We start from the raw sequence: 13,853 nt of genomic DNA on the forward strand, positions 1-13,853 counted from the left end.
TTCTGGTTAATAGCTTGTTTACTGTAAGTTTCAATGCATTATGACCCCGCCAAGTTGCCCCGCAGGCTGGGCATTATCGCTCGACGGCCTCCGCAGTTCGCGAGGGCAGGCGTGGGAGAGCCGAACACGAGATAGTCACGAGATCTTCGAGGGTGTCGCTAGCCGCGACAATTTTTCGATGGTGAACCGTCACACCCAAGCGCCCTTCGACGAGGCGCGCCTTGCCTACCGGCTCCATGTCGGCGAATGGTTCGAAATCGCCGAGGCCGACCATGACCGCATGCTCGACATTCCGCCACCGCTCTCCCCTGTGTGGCGACCACCTGTTACCGATGGCATTCTGCATCGCCGCATGGCATGCGATTGGTGCTCTCTAGGTCTAGCGAACGCACCCCAGGGGTCGCGCGCCTCTTTTGTTTTGTCGTTCGATGTACCAGCAGACAAACGCGAGGTCGCATAGCTTTAGGGTAAGGTTCTTAGGGACGCGGGGCAGGTGGGTGACAACGACACACGATCGTCCGCGGACACGGGACTTGAAGCGTTGAAAGGTCCACACAAGCACTTGTTGACAGAGTATCGCGCGCGGCCGAAAAAGAATCGGCTCTAAAGGAGATAATCGATGGCTGAAGAGAATAACACCGCCCCCGCTGTTGCTGCAGGCGTAGCGGCGGTAGAGACACCCGCTGTGAAGAAGACCCGGGCACCTCGTCAGAAGAAAGCCGTTGCGGCACCGGCCGACGTTCCGTCGAAAGCTGCTGCCGCACCGGCTGAGTCCGTGAAGGCTGCAAGCGGCCGTGGCAGGAGGGCCAAAGCGGTCGTTGCAAAGTCCGAAGTTGCAGCAAAGGCTACCAGAGCCAAGCGGACGCCCAAGGCTGCCGTACAGCCGCAAACGCCCGCTGTCGCAGTCCTTGATGAGATTGAAGATCTGATCAAGCTGGAGGAAGAGAACCAGCGTCTTCGCAAGCTGCTTGCCGAAAAGCTGCGCAACGAAAACGCCGACCTGCGCAGGCGGCTCGATCGCGTCTGACGCGAACAGTTCCGTCGTTCTGTCTTTTGACACCGGCAAGCGTAGCAGTTCAAGAAATTTGGCAAGCGGGATCTGCAAGGATCTCGCAGCGCCGGTGCGCATTCCAGTCAGGGGGTAAAGCACTATGAAGTCACCATGGCGATTTCTCGCGGACCTGACGTCGCGCCGTAAAACGCTGGCGTCACCTGTCGTTCCCGCTGCTCCGGAGAAACCGGCCGAGGACCAGACAGGGGATCGGGACGCAGCGCCGGCTACGTCAGCATCGGTGGTCGGGACCATAGTCGAACCGAGCGAACCCGCGTCCCGCTTACCATCGGAGCCGGCGGCTAACCTGGTTAAGCCGGAAGTCGCGATCGAGCGACCAGATCCAACTCCGGTCGCAATAGCACCAGGAAAGCTTGGCGATGTGGAAGTCCCGTCGCGCCCTAGCAAAAATCGGTCGAAGCGTATAAAGCCCGGTTCGGTTCAAGTCGTGACGCAGTCTCCGTCGAAGCCGAGCGACGACCCACGGGTCGTATCTCTTCCGGCGCAGCCTCTGACATTTCTTGAGGAGGTTGTGGCTCTCGACGAAGAAATCGCGGCGCTGAAGGCTGCCTTGGCGCTGAAGCTGAAACTGCAGAACGCTCAATTGAAAAAGATGCTCGAGCGCTTTGATATTCGATAGCCTGCCGGTAGGGCTGTTATGATTGGAATGACATGAAGACCCCGCAGAGAAGTTTCGTTGTCGAGATGAAGTCGAAGGGCCGCCGCTCGGCGGCCCGGCAGGGATCCATCTGGGGCAGCACGGATCTGAAGGCATTTGCCCGCCAGGCAGCGAGCGTTGCGCCGCAGCTGTTCGAGGACGGGCAGCAAGCTGAACCGATAGCCGAAGACATTGTCGTCGCGCCTGCCGTGGAAAATGCGTCTGTCGCGGAGACGGTCCCCGCGCCGGTGGCCGAGACTTCTGATGCCATCACTGCGATCGCCGTTGCGACCGTGGAAGAGCGCTCAGAGCCTCAAGAACTGGCCATCGTCGAAGTCGTTGCAAAAGCCACCGTCGCGACAAGAAAGCCCCGTCGATCGGAGATGATAGGCCATCGGCTGCCAACTACGCCCAAAGGCGACGATAAGGTCGGTACCTCAGAAACTTCCCATTCGGCGGCTCCTAGCGAAGCTTCAATTGATGAATTGCCCGCCCTCGAAGCCGAAAATCGCCGATTGAAGGCGCTTTTGGCTGATCGCCTTCGCCAACAGAATCTGCAGCTTCGAATGATGTTGCATCGCTTCGGTGCTGCCTGAGCCGGAGAGCATGTCCTCGGCTTGACCCCGTCGTGACTAGCTCATTGTTTGGAAACTCTTTCGATGGTGCGATAGCCCAATGGCTTGGTCGGACCGCTGCGCCTGAACGGGTAGCCGCGTGAGCAGCCAAGTTCAACGATCGTCCGTCATGGCGGCACGTAGCACATCGTTGATGCGCTCCTGCCAGCCTGGCCCCTCCGCCTGGAAATAGGCGAGTACCTCGCTGTCGAGTTTCAAAGAGACCTGCTCCTTGACGTTCGGCAGCGCTCGACGTTCAACGGCAGGTGCCGGTGCGGTCTTCTTTGCTGGCTTGAACAAAGCCTCCGCCGCATCAAGTGGATTGGCGGGGCGACGTGGAGTTCGTGTCATGCTTCTCTCCAATGGCTTGGCAAATCTATGGTCTGTCAGGGACCTCGTCAGCCGGTCCGTCGTCTACCTGGACGAAAGCAGCTTGCGACATCTCCGAACTGAATTCGGGGCTGGGACCAAGGCCGCGCTTGCTGCGTGAGCGGCGTGTCAGCAACGCATTAAATCGATCGCGCATTTCACCCGCTTCGATATCGCCCGAAACCCACAGCTCGATGATTGCCATGCACTCAACGTCTCCATCGATGGGCATGCCGCGACTGGTCGCCCGTGCGATCACCCGTTCGGCTATGGATCTGCGTGGTGTCATTCAATGCTCCATCACAGGCGAGAACTGACGCGCGCAAGAAATTCGTGACTTTAACTTGTTGGTCATCCAGCGCCGAACGAACTTAGCTTCTCCAAAAGCGCCTCCGAAATCTCGAACTGGCGCGCCGTTCCGCGCCCCATCGAATTCTTGACGATCGTCTCGTCCAACATCCCACGTCTCACCAGAAGATCCACCGTCTCCTTGACGCCGGTGCGTGTGAGAGCCGTAATTTCCATAATGCTGGAAAGAGTTAGCTTCTGGTGCACTTGGTTCATGCTGTAGAGGATCGTCATCATGCCGACCTGCTTCAGCCTTGCCTGAGGCGTCTCGTCTTCGAGAGGATGGTCAAGGATTTCATGCAGGATGAGGCCTGAGAAGGCGAGATTGTGCCATTGGGTCTTGAGCGCTCTTGTCATGCTATTTTACTGTGTTATATAAGGTAGTATGGATCGTTCGAGAGGCAAGCGACCTCTTCGGCAGTGAAATGTCCTTTGAAGGGGCGTGCTCATGAAAAACCTTCTGCTCAACTTAGTTGTCGCGGCCTGCTGCATTTTGCCACCCTACCTTACTTCACCCGGCAAGGCGCAAGCAAATGATTGGGGCTGCGAGGTTATCCTATGCCTCTCCAATCCCGGCGGCCCGACGCAGTTTGCAGAATGCCGGCCTCCGATCCAGAAGCTGTGGCGGGAGCTTGCGGAAGGGTATTCGTTCCCGACATGCAGCGGTGTCGGCTTCAAAAGTTCGCGCCCCGCCTACGAGCCCTATTATTGCGAAACCGGATATCGGCTAGAAAGCGATTATGGTCCGCGCGGACAGGAAGTAACCTGCGTGTCGACGGGCCTGCAGCCGGTCAGCGATGCATTCTGCCCCAATTTCGGCGACAGCTACAGTTTCACGGATCGCTCGGTCTTGTCGTCACGGTGGCAGCGGGAGGGTGGGCGCCGCCGATGCATGGGCTATCCGACGGCCCGGCCAAACGTGCGACCGCAACCCCACTACATCGATGTGACGATCGACGGGGCGGCGACACAACGGGTCTGGTACTGATTGATGGCCGCCGCTTTTGTGGATCTTGCGCAGAGCTGCGCACCAATGGTGGAAGTGAGGACGCTGGCCGCCGTCATCAGTCTCGAGAGCCGTTTCAAGCCCTTCGCCATTCGCATCAACAGCGGTCCGCCGCTTGAGCGCCAACCCGCATCGAAGGCCGAGGCAATCGAGGTCGCGACCTCTCTTGCCGCCGATCGGCAAGACATCCAGATCGGTCTTGGCGGTATCGGTCTGGAGGATTTGCGCAAACTGCAGTTTTCGATTTCGGATGCCTTCGATCCCTGCCTGAACCTCAAGGTCACCGGCACTCTGCTCGACGGTTATTATCGCCTTGCTCTACGCGCCGGCGCCGATGCGAAGCAGGCCGAGAAGGTCATGCTTCAGTCCTATTACGGGAGGGCCGATCCCTCTGTTGGCCGCATGGTCAAATATGACGAGCAGGTCCGCCAGGAAATGGTCCGCCTGCCAGTCAGACTGGCGACTGTCACCATCGCCGAAGGGCACGAAGAGGTGCCTCGGGAGCCGGCAGATTCTCGACAGGCGCCACCAACTGGCAAATCCCTTCCTCAGTCGGACGAGGCCGCATCCTGGGACGTCTTCAGCGCCCCGCGAACTTCTTCGGTTCTCGTATTTGAAAAACATTCATCGGAGCAAAGTGAATGATCTCGAAAGCAAGCCTTCGCCCTGTCGCAGCCTCCGCCGTGATGGCAGCCGCCATCGTTGCATGGCTGGTGGAACCGGCCTTCGCCCAGGCCGCCGGCGTCGAAACCGTCCTGCAGAACATCGTCACCATGCTGACCGGCAATATCGCCCGGCTGCTTGCGGTCATAGCCGTCATCATCATCTGCATTGCCTGGATGTTCGGCTACATGGACCTGCGCCGCGCCGGCTTCTGGATCATCGGCATTGGCGGGATCTTCGGCGCGACCGAACTCGTCAATACCATCGTCGGAGGCTGAACATCATGCCGACAGCTTCCGGTATCGAGGAAGACACCCTGTTCCTTGCCTGTACCCGTCCGGCGATGATCGCCGGCGTGACGATGGAGGCGATGGGTGTGAACATCATGCTGACGACGATCCTCTATATCACCGCGGGATCGATCGCCTATGCGCTTGTCGGCGTCGTCTTCCATTTCATATTCCGGACGCTCGTCAAGCACGATCATAACAGGTTCCGGATCCTCATCGCGTGGATCGAGACCCGCGGCCGGTCGCGCAACACCGCTTATTGGGGTGGCGCCACCCTCTCACCCTTGAAGCTCACCAGACGCTATGACGAGAGGGATTTGACCCTTGCCTAGCATCGCAACGCTTCGCTCGCGCGAACTCGGGCCGGAAACCTTCATTCCCCAGTCGCGCCATGTCGATGAGACGACAGTTGCGCTCGAGTCGAGAGCGCTGATGGTGATGATCGCCCTGGAAGGCATATCGTTCGAAACCGCTGATGTCCTGGACCTCAACAGCCTGCATCGCGACCTCAACACGCTCTACCGGAACATCGCCGATGAGCGTCTGGCTCTCTGGACACACGTCATTCGCCGCCGCGACAACGACTATCCCGACGGACAATTCGTCAATCCTTTCTCGCAGCGGCTGAACGCGAGATACCGCGAACGCATGATCGGCGAGGATCTGTTTCGGAACGACCTTTATCTCTCGCTCGTCTGGCATCCCGGTCGGGATCCCGGCGAAAAGGCGGCCCACCTTCTCTCCCGTCTACGCAAGGCACGCCGCGCCGACATCGAGCTCGATGAGGATGCCTTCAAGCGCCTGAGTGACAAGGTATCCGATGTCACCGCCGGCCTGAAGCGTTTCGAGCCGCGTGTGCTCTCCACTTATGAGCACGATGGCATCGTCTTCTCCGAGCCGAGCGAGGTCCTGCACCAGATCGTCGGCGGCCGGCGGGAGCGCATCCCGCTGACGGAGGGCAGGATATCCTCGGCAATCTATTCGGATCGGGTCATCTTTGGGCGAGAGACCATCGAGATCCGTCATGAGGCGGATAGCCGCTATGCCGGGATGTTCGGCTTCAAGGAATATCCGGCGACCACCCGCAGCGGCATGCTCGATGGCATCCTGACGGCGCCGTTCGAGCTCATCCTGACGCAGTCTTTCGCCTTTGCCTCGAAAGCCGATGCGCGCACGATCATGGGGCGCAAGCAAAACCAGATGGTGAGCGCCGGCGATAAGGCGGCGTCGCAGATCGAAGAGCTCGGCGATGCGATGGACGATCTGGAGTCGAACCGCTTTGTCGTCGGTGAGCATCATCTTGCGCTGTCGGTCTTTGCGCCGTCGGTGAAAGAACTCACCGACCATATGGCGAAGGCGCGGGCATATCTCACCAACGGTGGCGCCGTCGTTGCCCGCGAGGACCTCGGCCTTGAGGCAGCCTGGTGGGGGCAGTTGCCGGGCAATTTCCGCTACCGGGCAAGATCGGGTGCTATCACGTCGCGGAATTTCGCGGCCCTGTCTCCGTATCATTCCTATCCCACCGGGCAGAAGGACGGCAATGAATGGGGACCGGCCGTCGCCATGCTGAAGACCGCCTCCGGCTCGCCCTTCTATTTCAATTTCCACCACAGCGACCTTGGCAACACATTCGTCTGCGGCCCCTCGGGTACGGGCAAGACAGTGCTCCTTAACTTCATGCTCTCCCAACTCGAAAAACACGACCCCCATTTGGTCTTCTTCGACAAGGATCGGGGAGCCGACCTTTTCGTTCGGGCGGCGGGCGGCACTTATCTGCCGCTTCGAAACGGTGTTGCCACCGGCTGTGCCCCGCTGAAGGCACTGGAGCTCACGGCGGAGAACAAGGTGTTTCTCGCAGGCTGGATCGGCAGGCTTGTCGGATCGGCGAAGCGCGAACTGACGGTCACGGAGTTGCGCGACATTGCCTCGGCCATCGACGGTCTCGCGGACCTGCCGGTCGAAAGGCGCTCGATCGGTGCCTTGCGCACCTTCCTCAACAACACCGATCCCGAAGGCATCGCCTCGCGGCTCAGGCGGTGGGAGAGGGGAGGGCCGCTCGGCTGGGTATTCGACAACAAGACCGACGACATCGGCATCGGCGCCAAGTTCATCGGCTACGACATGACCGATTTTCTCGACAATGAGGAAATACGCACGCCGTTGATGGCCTATCTGTTCTTTCGCATCGAGCAACTGATCGACGGGCGCCGCATCATCATCGTCATCGATGAGTTCTGGAAGGCGTTGCAGGACGAAGGCTTTCGCGATCTCGCCCAGAACAAGCTCAAGACAATCCGCAAACAGAACGGGCTGATGCTGTTTGCGACCCAAAGTCCGCGCGACGCCATCGGCTCGCCGATTGCCCATACGATCATCGAGCAATGCCCGACGCAGATCTTCCTTCCCAATCCGCGCGGTGACCATAGCGACTATGTCGACGGGTTCAAACTGACGGAGCGCGAGTTCGAGCTTCTCTCCCGCGAGCTCTCGGTCGAGAGCCGCCGCTTCATCGTCAAGCAGGGCCACAACAGCGTCGTCGCCGAACTGAACCTCAGGGGTTTCGATGACGAGCTCGATATCTTGTCCGGCCGAACCGCGAATGTCGAACTCGCCGAGGCGATCCGGGCGGAGGTCGGCGACTGCCTCGAGGATTGGCTGCCGGTGTTTCAGCAAAGAAGGAGGACGGGTTGATGGCAAGAAGCTGGATAGGCCTTGCTCTTGCGGCGGCAGCTGCCTTGTTGCCGGTTGGAGCGGCGTTTGGGCAGGGCATCCCTGTCATCGACCAGACGGCGATCGCCAAACAGATCGAGAGCATCACCCAACTGAAGTCCCAGCTCGACACGCTCAATCAGCAGCTCCAGCAAGCTCAGCAGCTTTACGGATCGCTGAACAAGATCACCAACATGGCAGATGTTGCGAGCCTCTTGAACGATCCTTCGATCCGCAAGGCATTGCCGCAGGATTTCAGTGCGATCGAAGGTCTGTTCAAGGGATCGGGCACCGGCGTCTTCGGCAGTTCGGCGTCTAAATTCCGCGAGGATAATTCGACTTATCGCACCAACGCCGACGATTTCTATGCGCAGGAATTGTCGCGCGTCCAGAACCAGAATGCCGGTCAGATGAGCCTCGGCCAGCAGATCTACGATGCCGCCACCAAGCGCATCGACGGCATCGATCAGCTGCGCCAGAAAATATCGGGTGCCGCGGATGCCAAGGACATCGCCGATCTCCAGGCACGGCTACAAGCAGAAACGGCGTTTCTGCAAACCGACGTGCTGCGCATGCAGGGTTTGCAGATGGTCCAGCAAGCAAAGGTTCAGGTCGATGATCAGCGCAAGGCCGAGGATTGGCGCAAACGCATGGATGCCATGGGAGAGGCGCTCAAATGAGACATGTCCTTCTTGGCGTCGTCACCCTCACCCTTTCTGGCTGCTTCGGCCAGGGAGACAAGACCTACACTGTCGACGAGCTCATGGCTGATGAGGCTCTGCTGACAAAGATCATAAGCGAATGCCGCAACAACCCCGGCAAGTTGCGCCAAACGCCCAATTGCCAAAATGCGGAGGCGGCGGACTGGAAGCTGCGACTTGAACGTATGAAAACATCGCTTGGAGGCTGAGGCATGTACCAGGTCTTCAGCTTCGTCGACGGCCAGTTCAAGTCGCCGCTAGAAAATTTCATCTCGTCGGGAACGTCGAACATCGCCAACTGGATAAGCGGCCCGCTCACCGCGGCGCTGACGCTCTACGTCGTGCTCTATGGCTACCTCGTCCTGCGCGGATCCGTCCAGGATCCCATTCTCGAATTCGCGTTTCGGGCAATGAAGCTTGCGATCATCGTCATGCTGGTGCGCAACGCCAGTGAATATCAGACCTACGTCACTAACATTTTCTTCGAGGCCCTGCCGCGTGAGATCTCCCAGGCGTTGAACTCAGGCGCTGTACCGAGCGCTTCCACCTTCGACAGCCTGCTCGACAAGGGCCAGAAATGCGCCCGCGAAATCTGGTCGCGTGCATCCTGGCCGGTCGATATCGTCACCGGTATCGGCGGGATGATGGTCATCGGTGCAACATTCACCGTGGCGGCGATCGGTTACATCGTCTCGCTCTATGCCCGGCTGGCGCTTGCCATCGTGCTGGCGATCGGCCCGATTTTCGTAGCGCTCGCGATGTTCCAATCAACCCGTCGTTTCACCGAGTCCTGGATCGGTCAGCTCGCCAACTTTGTCATTCTGCAGGTCCTGGTGGTCGCGATCGGTTCGCTGTTGATCACCTGCATCGACACGACCTTCACGGCGATCGAAAGCTATACCGACGTCTTGATGCGCCCGGTCGCGCTTTGCGCCATCTGCCTTGCCGCCCTCTACGTCTTCTACCAGTTGCCCGGTATCGCCTCGGCGCTTGCGGCAGGCGGAGCGTCCCTGACCTACGGATATGGCGCCGCTCGCGACGCTCACGAAAGCACGCTCGCTTGGGCAGCCTCCCGCAGCGCTCGAGCGGTCGGACGAGGAGCCCGCTCCGTCGGTCGCCGCCTCAGATCCGGAGGTGCCGGATGAAGGCCCCTCGACCACAAACATTGCATAGGTTGGCTCCACATGATCCGCATCATTTTATCGCTTGCCCTTGCCATCGACCTGACCGGCTGTGCCTCGATCTCCCACCCTCTGCCCAAATGTGACGGCTATTCCCGCCGCCCTCTAAACCGCTCCATGTGGCAGTGGGAGGACAATAACGCCGTCACGCAGCCCGCTTCCGAAACTGCCCCAGCAACGGCCGTCAGCCATGTCGCGTCCTATGGCGAAGAGCCGGTGACAGTGGAGCCCGCCGCCTTCGCGCATTTCGATCCCGCGGGTTCCTATCGGCCGTGCGGGGAACAGTGACATGGTGACCACGGACAATCTCAAGAGCTATTTCGACAAGGCGCGCCGATTCGATCAGGATCGGCTCATCCAGGTGGAGCGGTCCGCCCGCGTCGCCTGGTTCATCGCCATTGCCGCCAGCGTGCTCGCCGCCGCTTCGATTTTCGCCGTCACCGGCCTCACGCCGCTGAAGACGGTCGAGCCTTTCGTGGTGCGGGTCGACAATTCGACCGGCATCGTCGACGTCGTCTCCGCACTGACCTCGACCGCCGGCGCCTATGACGAAGCCGTCACAAAATATTTCGCCGCCAAGTACGTGCGTGCCCGAGAAGGCTACGTCTGGAGTGAGGCCGAGGAAAATTTTAGGTCGGTCGCCTTGCTGTCGACCCAGCCGGAGCAGACACGTTTTGCAGTGGTCTATCGAGGCAGCAATCCGGATTCTCCGCAGAATATCTACGGCCGCAGCGCAGTGTCGCGCATCAACATCGTTTCGATCTCGCTGATCAACGCCAATGTCGTCTCGGTCCGCTACATCAGGACGATCACCCGCGGCGACGATGTGCGCACCACGCACTGGGTGGCGACGCTGACCTTCTCTTATGTCAACGCGCCGATGTCCTCGACCGACCGGCTGATCAATCCGCTGGGTTTCGCCGTCAGCGAATATCGTGCCGATCCGGAGGCCATCAATTGAAACAGCATTTCCTGATTACCCTGGCTATGGCCGCCAGCCTCTCATCCGTAGCGTTCGCCCTCGAGACCCCACGCAGCGCGCCCCAGGACAGCCGCATCCGTTTTGTCGACTATCAGCCCTACAACATCACGAAGGTCGTCGGCAGCTTGCGGTCCTCGGTGCAGATCGAGTTTGCCGCCGACGAGGAGATCGCCCATGTCGCGCTCGGCAACAGTGTCGCGTGGGAGGTGGCGCCGGCCGGCAATATCCTGTTCCTAAAACCCCGCGAAAATCAGCCGGTGACGAACATTTCGGTCGTGACGACGCGGCGGGACGGCTCGACACGCAGCTATCAGATGGAGCTGACGGTGCGCGATGGCACCGTCGAGGCCGGGCAGAACACCTACTTTTATGTGAAATATCGCTATCCCACCGACGAGGCCGAGCGCCGGAGGCTCGATGGGGCTGCTCGGGCGCAAGCGGCTCAGGCCGGCGAAGCGGATAAGGTTCTTGCTCTTCACGAAGCCTACGGGCCACGCAACTGGCGCTATTCCGCTCAAGGGTCGGCGGCGCTTGAACCGCAGGCGGTCTATGATAACGGCAAGGTCACCACCTTCGCCTTCGTCGGCAACCAGGAAATGCCGGCGATCTATATGGAGAATTCCGACGGTAGCGAAAGCCTGGTGCCGAAGTCCGTGGACGGCAACCTGGTGCTGGTGCACGCGATCAGCCGCAAGTTCATCCTGCGCAGGGGAGGCGACGTCCTCTGCGTCTTCAATGAGGCCTACGACCGTGTCGGCATCAATCCCGATACGAATACGACCTCGCCTTCTGTCGAGCGCGTCGTCAAGACTCAAGATGGCAGAGGATAATAGGAGGAGGTCATGGCCGAGGAAGACACCACCCAAATCCCGGGGGAGCGCGCGGAAACCACGGTCGGCCGCGGGCTGGACAACAACCCAACCCTGAAGCGCGGTGCGGTGGCGCTCGCAATCGTCGCCTTCGTTGGCTTTGCGCTCTGGTCGATGCGCGGGCAGGAGAAGCCGGCCGACGGCACGCAGCCCGAGCGTGTCGTCATCCGCCAGACATCGGATTTCGAGCCGGCAAAAGAGCCGGTCCAACCGATCGCCGCGCCACCGGAAGTCCAGCTTCCAACACCTCTGGCGACTGAGCAGGTCCCAGGCGAGGATGATAAGCTGCTCGACGCAGCCCGTCGCGCGCCGGTCATGGCTTATGGTGGTGAGAAGTCACCTCCGACCCGTCGTCAGGACGAAGCCTCCAGCGCTGATACCAGCACGAACTACATTCCGCTCGGGAATAATCCGGGCAACCTCGGCGCCCAGAGCGAAAACGAGGACCAGCGATTCGACCGCATGCTGACACCGACGCAGCTTCAGGGCTCGCGCGCCGGAACGTTTGGGAACCGGGACTTCATCATCGCCATGGGAACCTCCATTCCCTGCGTCCTGGAGACAGCACTTTCTTCCGACCAGCCCGGGTTCACAAGCTGCGTCATCAATCGGGACATCCTGTCGGACAACGGCCGTGTCGTTCTGATGGAGAAGGGCACGCAGGTCGTCGGCGAATATCGCGGCGGTCTTCGACGCGGTCAGAAACGGCTGTTTGTCCTCTGGAGCCGGGCGAAGACGCCGAAGGGCGTGATCATCACCCTGACATCGCCGGCAACCGATGCCCTTGGGCGTGCCGGCGTCGACGGCTACGTCGATACCCATTGGTGGGAGCGTTTTGGCAGCGCGATCCTTTTGTCGATCGTCGGCGATGCGACCTCCTATGCCAACACCCAGATGCAGGATAGCGGTGTCGAGGCGCAGGGCACGACGAGCGCCGGTCAGCAGGCCGCGGCGATCGCCGTCGAGCAGTCGATCAACATTCCGCCGACCTTGATGAAGCATCAAGGGGAATTGGTTTCGATCTTCCTGGGCCGTGATCTCGATTTTTCGAGCGTCTATCGGCTTCGCGTGACGGAACCGCGCAGCCGCATTTACGATCGCGCCGTGCTGGGCGCCTTTGCTCCCAACTCAACCCTAGTCACCAAATAGGTCCGCCAATGACAGAGGGAGCCGATTCCGGTGTCGTGCGCGAGTTGCTGGCACCGCTGTCGCCCTTCCTGCGCGACAAGTCCCTCTATGAGATCATCATCAACTGGCCAACCCAGGTCGTCACCGAGGGTACGGCCGGCTGGCAAATCCACGATCTGCCGGAGCTGTCGTTCGACAAGCTGATGCGTCTGGCGCGCGCCGTCGCCAGCTTTTCCCACCAATCGATCGACGAAACCCGGCCGATCCTCTCGGCAACGCTGCCAGGCGACGAGCGCATCCAGATCGTGATCCCGCCGGCAACAACGAAGGGAACCGTCAGCATCACCATCAGGAAGCCGTCGTCGGTGTCGCTGAGCTTGAACGATCTTGATCATGGCGGCCTGTTTGCCGAGGTGGCGCGGACGGAAGCGGACGTCTGTACGGGGGACCGCAAGCTCCTGGAGTTCTATCGAAATGGTTCCTACCAGGCCTTCCTTCGGGAAGCGGTATACGCGCGTAAGAACATCATCATCTCCGGGGCGACCGGCTCCGGCAAGACGACGCTTTCGAAGGCATTGATCCGCTATATTCCTTCGAGCGAGCGGATCATTTCCATTGAAGACACGCCCGAGTTGGTCATCCCGCAACCCAACCACGTCCGTCTTTTCTATTCCAAGGGCGGCCAGGGGCTTGCGAAGGTCGGGGCCAAAGATCTTCTCGAATCCTGCCTTCGTATGCGGCCGGATCGCATCCTTCTCCAGGAGCTGCGCGATGGCACCGCATTCTATTACATCCGCAACGTCAACTCAGGCCATCCCGGTTCGATTACGACCGTCCACGCCGACTCGGCGCGACTTGCATTCGAACAGCTGACATTGCTGGTTAAGGAGTCAGAGGGCGGAAGGGACCTGGAACGAGGTGACATACGGGAGATGCTGAAGATCGCGATCGACGTCATTGTCCAGTGCAAACGCATCGATGGGCGGTTTCGGGTGACCGAAATCTACTATCGGGATGCCGGGAACGCCGAACCCCATAGATCTGATGATCACAGCCTTGCGTAGCCGCCAGTTTCGGCATGTACGCAGAAAGCTGCGCTAGGAGCGGTTGCGCATCAAGCCGCCTTTGGCGTTACCGTTAGGCGGACGCCTAATGCTGAAAGCACCCTGAGGACCGTCTCATAGCGGAGTTTGGAACCTGCCTTCAACGCTTTATACAGGCTCTCTCTTCCAAGTCCGGTCTCGTTGGCGATGGCGCTCATTCGAGAGATCGTTCTCCTGTGCT

20 protein-coding genes are annotated in these 13,853 nt (G+C 60.0%); 16 read left to right on the forward strand and 4 right to left on the reverse strand.

The window, feature by feature from the left end; translation table 11 throughout:
- Nucleotides 1-40: 40 nt before the first annotated feature.
- The 3 genes from EFQ99_RS28910 to EFQ99_RS28920 all read left to right on the forward strand — a co-directional run bounded on the left by EFQ99_RS28910 (nt 41) and on the right by EFQ99_RS28920 (nt 2,305).
- The gene (locus EFQ99_RS28910; RefSeq protein WP_126924580.1) at nt 41-460 is read left to right on the forward strand and encodes a DUF1419 domain-containing protein; all 420 of its coding nucleotides are present in this window, start codon (nt 41-43) and stop codon (nt 458-460) included.
- Between the two features lie 159 nt (nt 461-619).
- On the forward strand, nt 620-1,027 hold the full coding sequence (locus tag EFQ99_RS28915; RefSeq protein WP_126924581.1) for a hypothetical protein: 408 nt from the start codon (nt 620-622) through the stop codon (nt 1,025-1,027).
- 696 nt (nt 1,028-1,723) lie between these two features.
- Nucleotides 1,724-2,305 (forward strand): hypothetical protein, encoded by a 582-nt coding sequence (locus EFQ99_RS28920; RefSeq protein ID WP_126924582.1) that lies wholly within the window; start codon nt 1,724-1,726, stop codon nt 2,303-2,305.
- A gap of 132 nt (nt 2,306-2,437) precedes the next feature.
- Here EFQ99_RS28920 and EFQ99_RS28925 read toward each other — a convergent pair whose 3' ends face one another.
- The 3 genes from EFQ99_RS28925 to EFQ99_RS28935 all read right to left on the reverse strand — a co-directional run bounded on the left by EFQ99_RS28925 (nt 2,438) and on the right by EFQ99_RS28935 (nt 3,397).
- On the reverse strand, nt 2,438-2,674 hold the full coding sequence (locus tag EFQ99_RS28925) for a BrnA antitoxin family protein (protein ID WP_126924583.1): 237 nt from the start codon (nt 2,672-2,674) through the stop codon (nt 2,438-2,440).
- Between the two features lie 25 nt (nt 2,675-2,699).
- A complete protein-coding gene (locus EFQ99_RS28930) occupies nt 2,700-2,981 on the reverse strand; it encodes a hypothetical protein (RefSeq protein ID WP_208722827.1) in 282 nt (93 codons plus the stop codon).
- A gap of 62 nt (nt 2,982-3,043) precedes the next feature.
- Entirely contained in the window at nt 3,044-3,397 is a 354-nt protein-coding gene (locus EFQ99_RS28935; protein ID WP_126924585.1) for a MarR family transcriptional regulator, read from the reverse strand.
- A 91-nt stretch (nt 3,398-3,488) separates the two neighbouring features.
- On the opposite strand from EFQ99_RS28935, the gene EFQ99_RS28940 reads away from it, so the two are divergent.
- Genes EFQ99_RS28940 through virB11 form a run of 13 tightly spaced genes read left to right on the forward strand, consistent with a single transcriptional unit; the run spans nt 3,489 to nt 13,633 of the window.
- Nucleotides 3,489-4,028, forward strand: coding sequence for a hypothetical protein (locus EFQ99_RS28940; protein WP_126924586.1), 540 nt, complete (start codon nt 3,489-3,491; stop codon nt 4,026-4,028).
- Nucleotides 4,029-4,031: 3 nt separating this feature from the next.
- The gene (locus EFQ99_RS28945) at nt 4,032-4,691 is read left to right on the forward strand and encodes a lysozyme family protein (RefSeq protein WP_126924587.1); all 660 of its coding nucleotides are present in this window, start codon (nt 4,032-4,034) and stop codon (nt 4,689-4,691) included.
- The gene (locus EFQ99_RS28950) at nt 4,688-4,987 is read left to right on the forward strand and encodes a TrbC/VirB2 family protein (protein WP_126924588.1); all 300 of its coding nucleotides are present in this window, start codon (nt 4,688-4,690) and stop codon (nt 4,985-4,987) included. Before EFQ99_RS28945 ends, EFQ99_RS28950 begins: the two co-directional genes overlap by 4 nt.
- 5 nt (nt 4,988-4,992) lie before the next feature.
- Complete coding sequence (locus EFQ99_RS28955) at nt 4,993-5,331, forward strand: VirB3 family type IV secretion system protein (protein ID WP_126924589.1); 339 nt, start codon at nt 4,993-4,995, stop codon at nt 5,329-5,331.
- The gene (locus EFQ99_RS28960; protein ID WP_126924590.1) at nt 5,324-7,690 is read left to right on the forward strand and encodes a VirB4 family type IV secretion/conjugal transfer ATPase; all 2,367 of its coding nucleotides are present in this window, start codon (nt 5,324-5,326) and stop codon (nt 7,688-7,690) included. Before EFQ99_RS28955 ends, EFQ99_RS28960 begins: the two co-directional genes overlap by 8 nt.
- Complete coding sequence (gene virB5, locus EFQ99_RS28965) at nt 7,690-8,388, forward strand: P-type DNA transfer protein VirB5 (protein ID WP_126924591.1); 699 nt, start codon at nt 7,690-7,692, stop codon at nt 8,386-8,388. Before EFQ99_RS28960 ends, virB5 begins: the two co-directional genes overlap by 1 nt.
- Nucleotides 8,385-8,618 (forward strand): EexN family lipoprotein, encoded by a 234-nt coding sequence (locus EFQ99_RS28970; protein ID WP_126924592.1) that lies wholly within the window; start codon nt 8,385-8,387, stop codon nt 8,616-8,618. The genes virB5 and EFQ99_RS28970 overlap by 4 nt, the downstream gene beginning before the upstream one ends.
- A gap of 3 nt (nt 8,619-8,621) precedes the next feature.
- Nucleotides 8,622-9,554: a TrbL/VirB6 family protein gene (locus EFQ99_RS28975; RefSeq protein ID WP_126924593.1), complete on the forward strand. Its 933-nt coding sequence runs from the start codon at nt 8,622-8,624 to the stop codon at nt 9,552-9,554.
- A gap of 39 nt (nt 9,555-9,593) precedes the next feature.
- The gene (locus tag EFQ99_RS28980) at nt 9,594-9,878 is read left to right on the forward strand and encodes a hypothetical protein (protein ID WP_126924594.1); all 285 of its coding nucleotides are present in this window, start codon (nt 9,594-9,596) and stop codon (nt 9,876-9,878) included.
- Between the two features lies 1 nt (nt 9,879).
- Entirely contained in the window at nt 9,880-10,551 is a 672-nt protein-coding gene (locus EFQ99_RS28985; RefSeq protein ID WP_126924595.1) for a VirB8 family type IV secretion system protein, read from the forward strand.
- Entirely contained in the window at nt 10,548-11,402 is an 855-nt protein-coding gene (gene virB9 / locus EFQ99_RS28990) for a P-type conjugative transfer protein VirB9 (RefSeq protein ID WP_126924596.1), read from the forward strand. Before EFQ99_RS28985 ends, virB9 begins: the two co-directional genes overlap by 4 nt.
- Before the next feature lie 12 nt (nt 11,403-11,414).
- Nucleotides 11,415-12,590 carry a type IV secretion system protein VirB10 gene (gene virB10, locus EFQ99_RS28995; RefSeq protein WP_126924597.1) on the forward strand — a complete coding sequence of 392 codons (1,176 nt, stop codon included), beginning with the start codon at nt 11,415-11,417 and terminating at the stop codon, nt 12,588-12,590.
- Between the two features lie 8 nt (nt 12,591-12,598).
- Nucleotides 12,599-13,633 (forward strand): P-type DNA transfer ATPase VirB11, encoded by a 1,035-nt coding sequence (gene virB11, locus EFQ99_RS29000; RefSeq protein ID WP_126924598.1) that lies wholly within the window; start codon nt 12,599-12,601, stop codon nt 13,631-13,633.
- A gap of 50 nt (nt 13,634-13,683) precedes the next feature.
- Here the strand turns inward: virB11 and EFQ99_RS29005 are convergent, their stop codons facing one another.
- Nucleotides 13,684-13,830, reverse strand: coding sequence for an addiction module antidote protein (locus EFQ99_RS29005; protein WP_126924599.1), 147 nt, complete (start codon nt 13,828-13,830; stop codon nt 13,684-13,686).
- Nucleotides 13,831-13,853: the final 23 nt, after the last annotated feature.

Source organism: Rhizobium vallis, from assembly GCF_003985155.1.
Lineage (GTDB): Bacteria > Pseudomonadota > Alphaproteobacteria > Rhizobiales > Rhizobiaceae > Rhizobium > Rhizobium vallis.

Bases quoted from the DNA above. Each gene is read 5' to 3' on its own strand.
- EFQ99_RS28980 (WP_126924594.1), top strand. From the start codon at position 9,594: ATGATCCGCATCATTTTATCGCTTGCCCTTGCCATCGACCTGACCGGC.
- EFQ99_RS28970 (WP_126924592.1), top strand. From the start codon at position 8,385: ATGAGACATGTCCTTCTTGGCGTCGTCACCCTCACCCTTTCTGGCTGC.
- EFQ99_RS28935 (WP_126924585.1), bottom strand. From the start codon at position 3,397: ATGACAAGAGCGCTCAAGACCCAATGGCACAATCTCGCCTTCTCAGGC.
- virB11 (WP_126924598.1), top strand. From the start codon at position 12,599: ATGACAGAGGGAGCCGATTCCGGTGTCGTGCGCGAGTTGCTGGCACCG.
- EFQ99_RS28915 (WP_126924581.1), top strand. From the start codon at position 620: ATGGCTGAAGAGAATAACACCGCCCCCGCTGTTGCTGCAGGCGTAGCG.
- EFQ99_RS28945 (WP_126924587.1), top strand. From the start codon at position 4,032: ATGGCCGCCGCTTTTGTGGATCTTGCGCAGAGCTGCGCACCAATGGTG.
- EFQ99_RS29005 (WP_126924599.1), bottom strand. From the start codon at position 13,830: ATGAGCGCCATCGCCAACGAGACCGGACTTGGAAGAGAGAGCCTGTAT.
- EFQ99_RS28985 (WP_126924595.1), top strand. From the start codon at position 9,880: ATGGTGACCACGGACAATCTCAAGAGCTATTTCGACAAGGCGCGCCGA.
- EFQ99_RS28910 (WP_126924580.1), top strand. From the start codon at position 41: ATGACCCCGCCAAGTTGCCCCGCAGGCTGGGCATTATCGCTCGACGGC.
- EFQ99_RS28925 (WP_126924583.1), bottom strand. From the start codon at position 2,674: ATGACACGAACTCCACGTCGCCCCGCCAATCCACTTGATGCGGCGGAG.
- virB5 (WP_126924591.1), top strand. From the start codon at position 7,690: ATGGCAAGAAGCTGGATAGGCCTTGCTCTTGCGGCGGCAGCTGCCTTG.
- virB10 (WP_126924597.1), top strand. From the start codon at position 11,415: ATGGCCGAGGAAGACACCACCCAAATCCCGGGGGAGCGCGCGGAAACC.
- EFQ99_RS28930 (WP_208722827.1), bottom strand. From the start codon at position 2,981: ATGACACCACGCAGATCCATAGCCGAACGGGTGATCGCACGGGCGACC.
- EFQ99_RS28940 (WP_126924586.1), top strand. From the start codon at position 3,489: ATGAAAAACCTTCTGCTCAACTTAGTTGTCGCGGCCTGCTGCATTTTG.
- EFQ99_RS28950 (WP_126924588.1), top strand. From the start codon at position 4,688: ATGATCTCGAAAGCAAGCCTTCGCCCTGTCGCAGCCTCCGCCGTGATG.
- EFQ99_RS28975 (WP_126924593.1), top strand. From the start codon at position 8,622: ATGTACCAGGTCTTCAGCTTCGTCGACGGCCAGTTCAAGTCGCCGCTA.
- EFQ99_RS28920 (WP_126924582.1), top strand. From the start codon at position 1,724: ATGAAGACCCCGCAGAGAAGTTTCGTTGTCGAGATGAAGTCGAAGGGC.
- EFQ99_RS28955 (WP_126924589.1), top strand. From the start codon at position 4,993: ATGCCGACAGCTTCCGGTATCGAGGAAGACACCCTGTTCCTTGCCTGT.